The 8,432-nt window shown below is 70.2% G+C and carries 3 protein-coding genes; all 3 read left to right on the top strand.

Features of this window, described 5'->3' with window-relative positions:
* Positions 1-1,935, top strand: a 1,935-nt coding sequence (locus G3N93_RS28255; RefSeq protein WP_206134439.1) for a phosphopantetheine-binding protein, incomplete at its 5' end; no start/stop codon positions are given.
* A complete protein-coding gene (locus G3N93_RS28250; RefSeq protein ID WP_206134438.1) occupies positions 1,932-7,406 on the top strand; it encodes a non-ribosomal peptide synthetase in 5,475 nt (1,824 codons plus the stop codon). The genes G3N93_RS28255 and G3N93_RS28250, both read left to right, overlap by 4 nt.
* On the top strand, positions 7,403-8,432 hold a 1,030-nt coding region (locus G3N93_RS28245), incomplete at its 3' end, for a Gfo/Idh/MocA family oxidoreductase (RefSeq protein ID WP_206134437.1). The genes G3N93_RS28250 and G3N93_RS28245, both read left to right, overlap by 4 nt.

The following is an 8,432-nucleotide window of genomic DNA, read 5'->3' as shown; positions in this document are numbered from 1 at the left end:
GTGCGCGCGGCGCTGCTGTCCGGCGACTGGATCGCGCTCGACCTGCCGGCGCGCCTGCGCGCACGGTGCGGCGACGCCTGTGCTTTCCATGCGCTCGGCGGCGCGACCGAGGCCGGTATCTGGTCGAACCTGCAGTCGGTGCGCGACGTGCCGCCGCACTGGCGCTCGATTCCGTATGGCCGGCCGTTGCCGGGGCAGGCTTATCGGGTCATTGACGCCGATGGCCGCGATGTACCGGATTACGTGCCGGGTGAACTGCTGATCGGTGGCGACAGCCTCGCGCGCGGCTACCGGAACGATCCCGAGCTGACCGCACAGCGTTTCGTGCAGCAGGCGTCGGGCCGCTGGTATCGCACCGGCGACCGGGGCCGCTACTGGCCCGACGGCACGCTCGAATTCCTGGGGCGCGAGGATCGCCAGGTGAAGGTGCGCGGGCACCGGATCGAACTGGGCGAGATCGAGGCCGCGCTGGCCGCGCATCCGCAGATCGACGGTGCGTGTGCGAGCGTCGTCGGCGGCGAAGCCGCGCGTATCGCGGCGGCGTTCGTGCCGGCCGATTGCGCATCGGATGCAGCGCTGTCATCGCCCGCGCTCGTGGAAGCGGACGTTGCCGATACAGTGCACGCGGAAGCAGCCGTTGCACGCGCAGTCGCCGACAGGCTGCTCGACGGCGATACGGGCTTGCCGCCTTCGCTGCGTGCGCATTGGCATGCCAAGGATGACGTATCGATTTCCATCGACGGCGCGCTCGATCTGCTCGACTGGTATGCCGCCGATCTCGACGACCTGACCGGATCGCTGCGCGCGCTCGCGGTCGATCCTGAAGGCGCCGCGCAGCGTGTGCCGCTCGATCCGCGGATCGCGCCGCTGGCGTTCGCGGCGCGTCTGCCGGATGGCGCACGCGCGCTGCGCGAGTTTGGCGATGCGCTGCAGGCCCAGGTCGCTGCGCGCGCCGAACCGCTGCGGGTCGCGGTGCTCGACGCGCGCGCCGGGCAATGGTTCGATGCGGGGCTCGGCGTGCTCGACGATCCGCGCTTCGACGTGACGCTGTTCGACGCGTCGCCGGGTCTGCTGCACAACGCGCAGGCGTACTTTGCACACACGATGCCGACGTTGCAGGCGATGCAGGACGGTTTGCTGCCTGCACGTCATCTCGGCCGGTTCGATTGCGTGATCAGTTTCGCGGCCGCGCACCTGCGTGACGATCCAAGAGAGACGTTCCGAATCGCGGCAGCGTTGCTTGCGGAGAATGGCCGCCTGCTGCTCGCCGACGTGCTGCGCGATTCGCCGCTGCGTGAGCTCGTCGCGGGCGTGACGGGCGATGCGTCACTGCCGCGGCCGTTTGCGCACGATGCGCTGGCGTCGGCGGCACACGCGTGCGGCTTTGCGCTGGACGATTCCCGGAGCTGGCGTTCGACCGCGTTTGCCTGCATTGATGCGCGCCGTGTCGGCGAACCGGCTGCGCAGGCGGCGCTGGCCGACTGGCTGCGCGACCGGTTGCCCGATGCGATGCGTCCCGATGCGCTGTGGTGCATCGCGCGCTGGCCGCTCAACGCGAACGGCAAGATCGATCGACGGGCGGTAGGCGATGCGCTCGCTCGGGCACTCGGCGATGCGCCCGCCGCACATGACGCGTTCGAGCCAGCCGACGAACGGCAGGCGACGCTGCTCGCGTGCTGGGAGCACGCGCTCGGCCGTCCGGCGAATGCGCGCGACGCGACGTTCTTCGCGCTCGGCGGCGACAGCCTGCTCGCGACGCGTCTGCTCGCGCAACTGCGCGAGCGGCTGGGCGTGCGGGTCGGCATGGCCGCGTTCTACCGGCAGCCGACGCTCGCGGGTCTTGCCGCGCAGCTCGCTGAGGCCGCACCGGCTGCGTCTGCCTCGCATGCAGACGGCGACGCGTCCGTTGCAACGATCGAGGAGGGTGTGCTGTGAGTTTCGATGACGTGCTCGATCTTTGCCGCGAACGCCAGATCGAACTGTGGTGCGACGACGGCGGCCAGTTGCGCTATCGCGCGCCGGCCGGCGCACTCGATGCGGACCTGGCCGCGCGCATCAAGGCCGAACGCGACGCGTTCGTCCGCTTCCTGCAGGACGGCGCGTGGCGCAGCGATCCGGCGCGCCGGTACGAGCGGTTCGCGCTGACGCCGGTGCAGGCCGCATATGTGCTCGGCCGGCACGAATCCTTCGAGTTCGGCGGCAATGCGTGCCATCTGTACGTCGAATACGGCGAACCCGCGAATCTCGACTGCGTGCGCTTCGAGGCTGCATGGAATGCGTGCGTCGCGCGGCATCCGATGCTGCGCGCGATCGTCGAGGACAACGCATGGCAGCGCGTGCTGCCCGACGTGCCGTGGCAGCCACTCGCGGTGCATGACCTGCACGATGCCGACGCGAACGCATTCGACGCGCATGTGAAGCGTGTGCGCGAACGCCTCGACCATGCGGTGCACGCGCTCGACCGCTGGCCGGTGCTGCAGCCGGAGGTGAGCCTCGGGCCGGATGGCGCGGTGCTGCACCTGTCCGTCGATTTCACGCTGATCGACTACGCGAGCCTGCAGTTGCTGCTCGCCGAATGGCGGCGTCGTTACGACGATCCGCAATGGCAGCCCGCGTCGCTCGATGCGACGTTTCGCGATTACGTCGTCAACGAAGCTCATGCCGGCACGCGTGCCGATCATGCACGCGACAAGGCGTGGTGGCTTGCGCGCATCGACGATCTGCCGGCGCGCCCCGATCTGCCGGTGGTACCCGCGATGCGTTCCGACGCACGGCCGCGCTTCACGCACCGGCATGCACGGCTCGATTGTGCGCAATGGGCTGCGCTGAGCAGCTACGCGAGCCGCTTCGGGCTGAGCGCGGCCAGTGTCGCGCTGGCCGCGTTCGCCGAAGTCGTCGGCCGCTGGAGCCAGTCGCCCGCGTTCTGCCTGAACCTGACGGTGCTGAACCGGCCGCCCGTGCATCCGCGCATCGATGCGGTGCTCGGCGATTTCACCGCACTGAGCCTGCTTGCCGTCGACGCGACGCAAGGGGGCGATTTCGTCGAGCGCGCCCGCACGATCGGCGCACGCATGTTCGACGACCTCGATCATCGCGCGTTTACCGGCGTCGACGTGATGCGCGAACTCGCGCGGCGACGCGGCAAGGACGCGGCGCTGATGCCGGTGGTGTTCACGAGCGGCATCGGCAGCGTCGGCCGCCTGCTCGGCGAGCACGCGGGCCGGGCCGAGCCGCCTCTCCATATGATCAGCCAGACGCCGCAGGTCTGGCTAGACTGCCAGGTAACCGACCAGTTCGGCGGTCTGGAAATCGGCTGGGACGTGCGCGACGACCTGTTTCCGGACGGGATGCCCGCGGCGATGTTCGATGCGTACGTCGCGCTGCTGGGCCGGCTCGCTGCGGATGCCGAATGGTGGTCGCGTACGGGCGACATCGTGCTGCCGTCCGCCGCGCCCGCCGCCGAGACCCATCCGGATGCGGATACGCATATCGCGGCCGGCTTCGCCGCGCAGGCGTTGCGTACGCCCGATGCGCCGGTGGTGATCGATGCGCAGGGGGCACGCACCTATCGCGACGTCGCGCAGCACGCGGCGGCGCTGCGGTCAGCGCTCGAACAGGCCGGGGCCGTCGCGGGCGACACCGTCGCGGTGCTGATGCCGAAGTGCGCGCACCAGCTCGCGGCCGTGCTCGCGATCGTCCAGGCGGGCGCCGCGTACGTGCCGGTCGACAGCCGCCAGCCGGCGCTGCGGCAACAGGCAATCCTGCGCAATGCGCGGGTGCGTGCGGTCGTCAGCGTGCAGGCGCTCGCGTTCGAACATGACGGTTGCGTGCGCATCGATATCGATACGTTGCCGGTCGATCCGCAATGGCCGCCGCGTGCCGCGCGCGACATCGACGGCGACGCGCTCGCGTACGTGATCTATACGTCGGGTTCCACCGGCGAACCGAAGGGCGTGATGCTGAGCCACGCGGCCGTGTGCAACACGCTTGCCGACATCAGCGCACGCCACGAAGTCGGTGACGGCGATGTCGTGCTCGGCCTTGCGGAGTTGAGCTTCGACCTGTCCGTCTACGACTTCTTCGGCGCGACCGCGCGCGGCGCGTGCATCGTGCTGCCCGATCCGGCGCGCGGCAACGATCCGTCGCACTGGGCCGAGCTGATGGTGCGCCATCGCGTGACGGTGTGGAACTCGGTGCCCGCGCAAGGGCAGATGCTGATCGACTACCTCGAAGGCGAACCGGCGCTCGACGTACCGGGCCCGCGCCGCGTGCTGTGGTCGGGCGACTGGATTCCGGTGACGCTGCCCACGCGCTGGTGGCGGCGCTGGCACGACAGCGCGGTGTTCAGCCTCGGCGGCGCGACCGAGGCATCGATCTGGTCGATCGAGCATCCGATCCGTCCGGCGGACACGCAGCTTGCCAGCATTCCATACGGCCGCGCGCTGACCGGGCAGACGATGGAAGTGCTCGACGCACTCGGCCGGCCGTGCCCGCCCGGCGTGCGCGGCGAGATTCATATCGGCGGCGTGGGGCTCGCGACCGGTTACGCGAACGATCCCGTGCGCACGGCCGAGCGCTTCATCCGTCATCGCGACGGGCGCAGGCTTTATCGCACCGGCGATCTTGGCCGCGTGCGCGCCGACGGTTCGCTCGAATTCCTCGGGCGGCAGGACGATCAGGTGAAGATCCGCGGCTACCGGATCGAGCTGGCCGAGATCGATGCGGCGCTGACCGCGCATCCGCTCGTTGGCGCGGCCGCGACGATCGTGCTCGGCGAAGGCGCGGAGCGTCGGCTCGCGAGCTTCGCGTCGCTGCACGGCACGGAACCGGCACCGTCGGCGCAGGACGACGCGCTGCACGAGATCGCGAAGCACGTGCGTACGGCGTTCGACGCCGCGCGCTGGCCTGCGCATGCGGACGTGGCGCGGTCGGTCGCCCGGCTCGAAGCGGCCTGCGTTGCGTCGCTGGCTGCGTGGATCGTGCCGGCGGGTGCGCTGACCGATGACGCGGCGACGGATTTTGCGACGTTGTGCGAACGGTTGCGCGTGCCGGCGGCGCGACAGCATCTGCTGCGCCACTGGCTCGCGATGCTCGACAAGCACGGCGTGCTGCGCGCGGATGCCGAAGCAGGCGGCTGGCGTCTGCGGCCCGATGCCGGCCACGCCGACGCGCACGCATGCTGGGACGCGTTTGCGCAGGATGCGTCGCCGGATCTGTGGCCGGCCGTCCTCGTCGACTATTTCCGCGACAGCGCAGGATGCATCGACGTGCAGGTGGACGGCAGCGTGTCGCCGGCTGGCCTGATGTTCCCGGAAGGCGCATCGCATATCGCCGACGCGATGTACAGCGACGGCGAACATGCGCACGCACTGCACAACGGGATGGCACAGGCCGTGCGTGCGATCGTTGCGCGCGAGCCGCAGCGCCCATGGCGCATCCTCGAGATCGGCGCGGGAACGGCCGCGGCGACGCGGTCGATCGTCGACACCCTTGCACCGCTGGTCGAAGCGGGCGCGCGGATCGACTACCTGTTCAGCGACGTGTCGAGCTATTTCCTCGCGGCGGCGCGCGAACGTTTTGCCGCGTATCCGTGGATGCGGTTCGTGCGGTTCGACATGAACGCGCCATTCGACGCGCAGGGCATCGCGCCGCATTCGATCGACGTCACGATCAGCTCCGGCGCGCTGAACAATGCGCGCGACACGGTCGCGCTGGTCGCCGGGCTGCGCGCGCTGTCGGCGGCCGATGCGTGGTGGGTGATCCAGGAGCTGACGACCGAGCATCCGGAGATCAGCATCAGCCAGGGGTTGATGATGGAAACGCCGAACGACGCGCGTGCCGAGTCGGCGCGATTGTTCGTGCCGCGCGCGCAGTGGCTCGAATGGTTGCAGTCGGAGGGTGGCGATCGCGCGCTCGGTTGCGTGGCGCCCGGCACGCCGCTCGATGCGCTCGGCTACGACATCCTGCTCGCGCACGTGAAGCGCGGCGCGGCCCGCATCGCGCCGGACGCGCTGCTGGCATTCGTCGCGGAGCGTGTGCCGGGCTACATGGTGCCGTCGCAATTGCGCGTGCTCGACCGTTTGCCGGTGACCGCGAACGGCAAGATCGACCGCCGTACGCTGGCCGGCATCGCCGACATCCGCGAACCGGAGCCGGCGGCCGCTCGGCCGGCCAACACGCAGGCCGCCGCCGATCCGCTGCTGGCGCGGCTGATCGGCTTGTGGGAGGCCGTGCTCGATACGCGCAACGTCACGCCGGATCAGGACTTCTTCGCCGCGGGCGGCGATTCGCTGCTGATCGCGCAGCTCGTGTCGCGGCTGCGTGGCGAGGAACCGCTTGCACAAGCGCATCCGTTCGATCGGCTGCTGCGCTGGGTGCTCGCGCAGCCGACGCCCGCTGCGTTCGCGCAATGCCTGCGCGATGCGGGTGAGCAGCAGGCGGCCGCGACGTCACCGGCTGCAATGCGCACGACGCACGCATCGACGGTCGTCCACGCTCCTGCGCCCCGCGTGCGCGCTGACGTTCGACCGATTCCGCTCGCGCCGGGCGAAGGTGTGCCGCGCGTGATCGTGCACGAAGGGCTCGGCACCGTGCATGCGTATCGTCCGGTCATGTCGGCGCTCGCGAGGCTCGGCCCGGTGCTCGGCTTCGCGGTGCGCGACGCGCAGGACTATCTCGATGTGCCGGCACGCCACCTGAACGCGACACTCGGCCGTCGCTATGCCGATGCGTTGTGGCGCACCGGCGTGCGCGAGGTCGACGTGCTCGGCTACTGCTCGGGCGGGCTGGTCGCGCTCGACATGGCGAAGTCGCTGGTGCAGCTCGGCGTTCAAGTACGCACGCTCGACATCGTGTCGAGCTACCGGATTCCGTACCTGATCGAAGACGAACGGCTCGTGCTGTTCAACTTCGCGGCCACGCTCGGGCTGCCGCTCGACGCGCTCGGGTTTCCGGAAACGTACGTGCTGGCCGATGCACTCGCTGACGCTTTGAAGGTCGACCCCGCGCGTCTCGCGGCCGGCAGCCTGCAGGCACAGCTGGAAATTTTCGGCGATCGCTGCGAGCCGCTCGACGCGCTGCGCCGCCGCGTGCTGCGTGCGGCCGCCGGATTGTCGATGCAGGACGAGGTCGCGCATCCGTTGCTCGACGAACGCGAACGGCTGTACCGGCTCTTCATGCATTCGGTGCAGGCGAGCCACTGGGCCGGCGACGCGCCCTACGCGGGTGCGCTGCGGCTGTTCGTGCCGGAGCGCTGCAACCCGCTGATTCCGCAGCAGCGCGCGGCGCTCACCGAATACTGGACGGCGCAGGCGCTCGGCGGCATCACGGCCGTCGATATCCCCGGCGGTCATTTCGACTGCCTGAATGCAGCGTTCGTCGACACCCGCCTGAAGGAGGCGCAATGAAGGTCCATCCGCTGCCGGTCGTCGTGGCCGGCTCCCGCTTCGGCCAGTTCTATGCGGCGGGCCTCGCTGCATCCAGCGCCTATTGCGTCGCGGGCATCCTGGGGCAGGGCAGCGCGCGCACCGCCGCGCTGGCCGCGCGTGTCGGCGCACCCGTGTTCGATTCTCCTGAATCGCTGCCCGAGGACGTGCGCGTCGCATGCGTCGCGGTCGGCGGCGCGGCGCGCGGCGCCGACGGGGCTGCGCTCGCATGCCGGCTGCTCGAACGCGGGATCGATGTCGTGATCGAGCATCCGCTGCTGCCCGACGAATGGGATCGCGTGCTGCGCACCGCGTCGCGTCATGGCCGCCGCTGCCTGCTCAACAGCTTCTATCCGAACCTGCCGGTCGTCTCGCGCTTCATCGCCGTTGCGCGACGGCTGCGCGAAACGCGTGCGCCGGTGCATGCGGATGTCGTGTGCTCGGTGCAGGCCAGTTTCGCGGCGCTCGACGTGCTCGCGGCCGCGCTCCAGGGCGTGGGCCCGTGGTCGGTCGAACCGATCGGGCCGGCATTGTCGTCGATGCGCGAATGCGCGATGGTGCTCGCCGAAACGCCGGTGTCGCTGCGCGTGCACAACGAGATGGCGGCGGCCGACGACGGCCGGATGAGCCTGCTGTTCAGCATCACGCTGACGACGGACGCCGGCACGTGGACGCTCGCGTCGCCGCACGGGCCGCTGTGGTGGGCGCCCGCGCTGCGCGAACCGGAGATCGACGACAACGGGCTGTTCCCGATCTTCGGCGACACGACGGGCAGCGACATGCCGAGCATCCAGATCTGCGACGACGCGCGCGACACGTGGGGCGCGATTCATGCGCGCAGCTGGCCGCAGGCGGCCGTGCGCGCGGTCGATCGGCTCGTGTCGGGCGAAGGGCTGCAGGCGTGCAACCAGCGCACCGTCGACGTGACGCGCGTCTGGCAGCAACTGACGATGCAACTCGGCTTTCCGGAGCAGCCGCCGGGCGACGCATGCGCGGCCACGCTCGGCA

This window comes from Burkholderia sp. Se-20378, assembly GCF_017104665.1.
GTDB classification, from domain to species: Bacteria; Pseudomonadota; Gammaproteobacteria; order Burkholderiales; family Burkholderiaceae; genus Burkholderia; species Burkholderia lata.
Note: the sequence above shows the minus strand (reverse complement) of the source record. Positions and strands in the feature narration are given on the sequence as shown.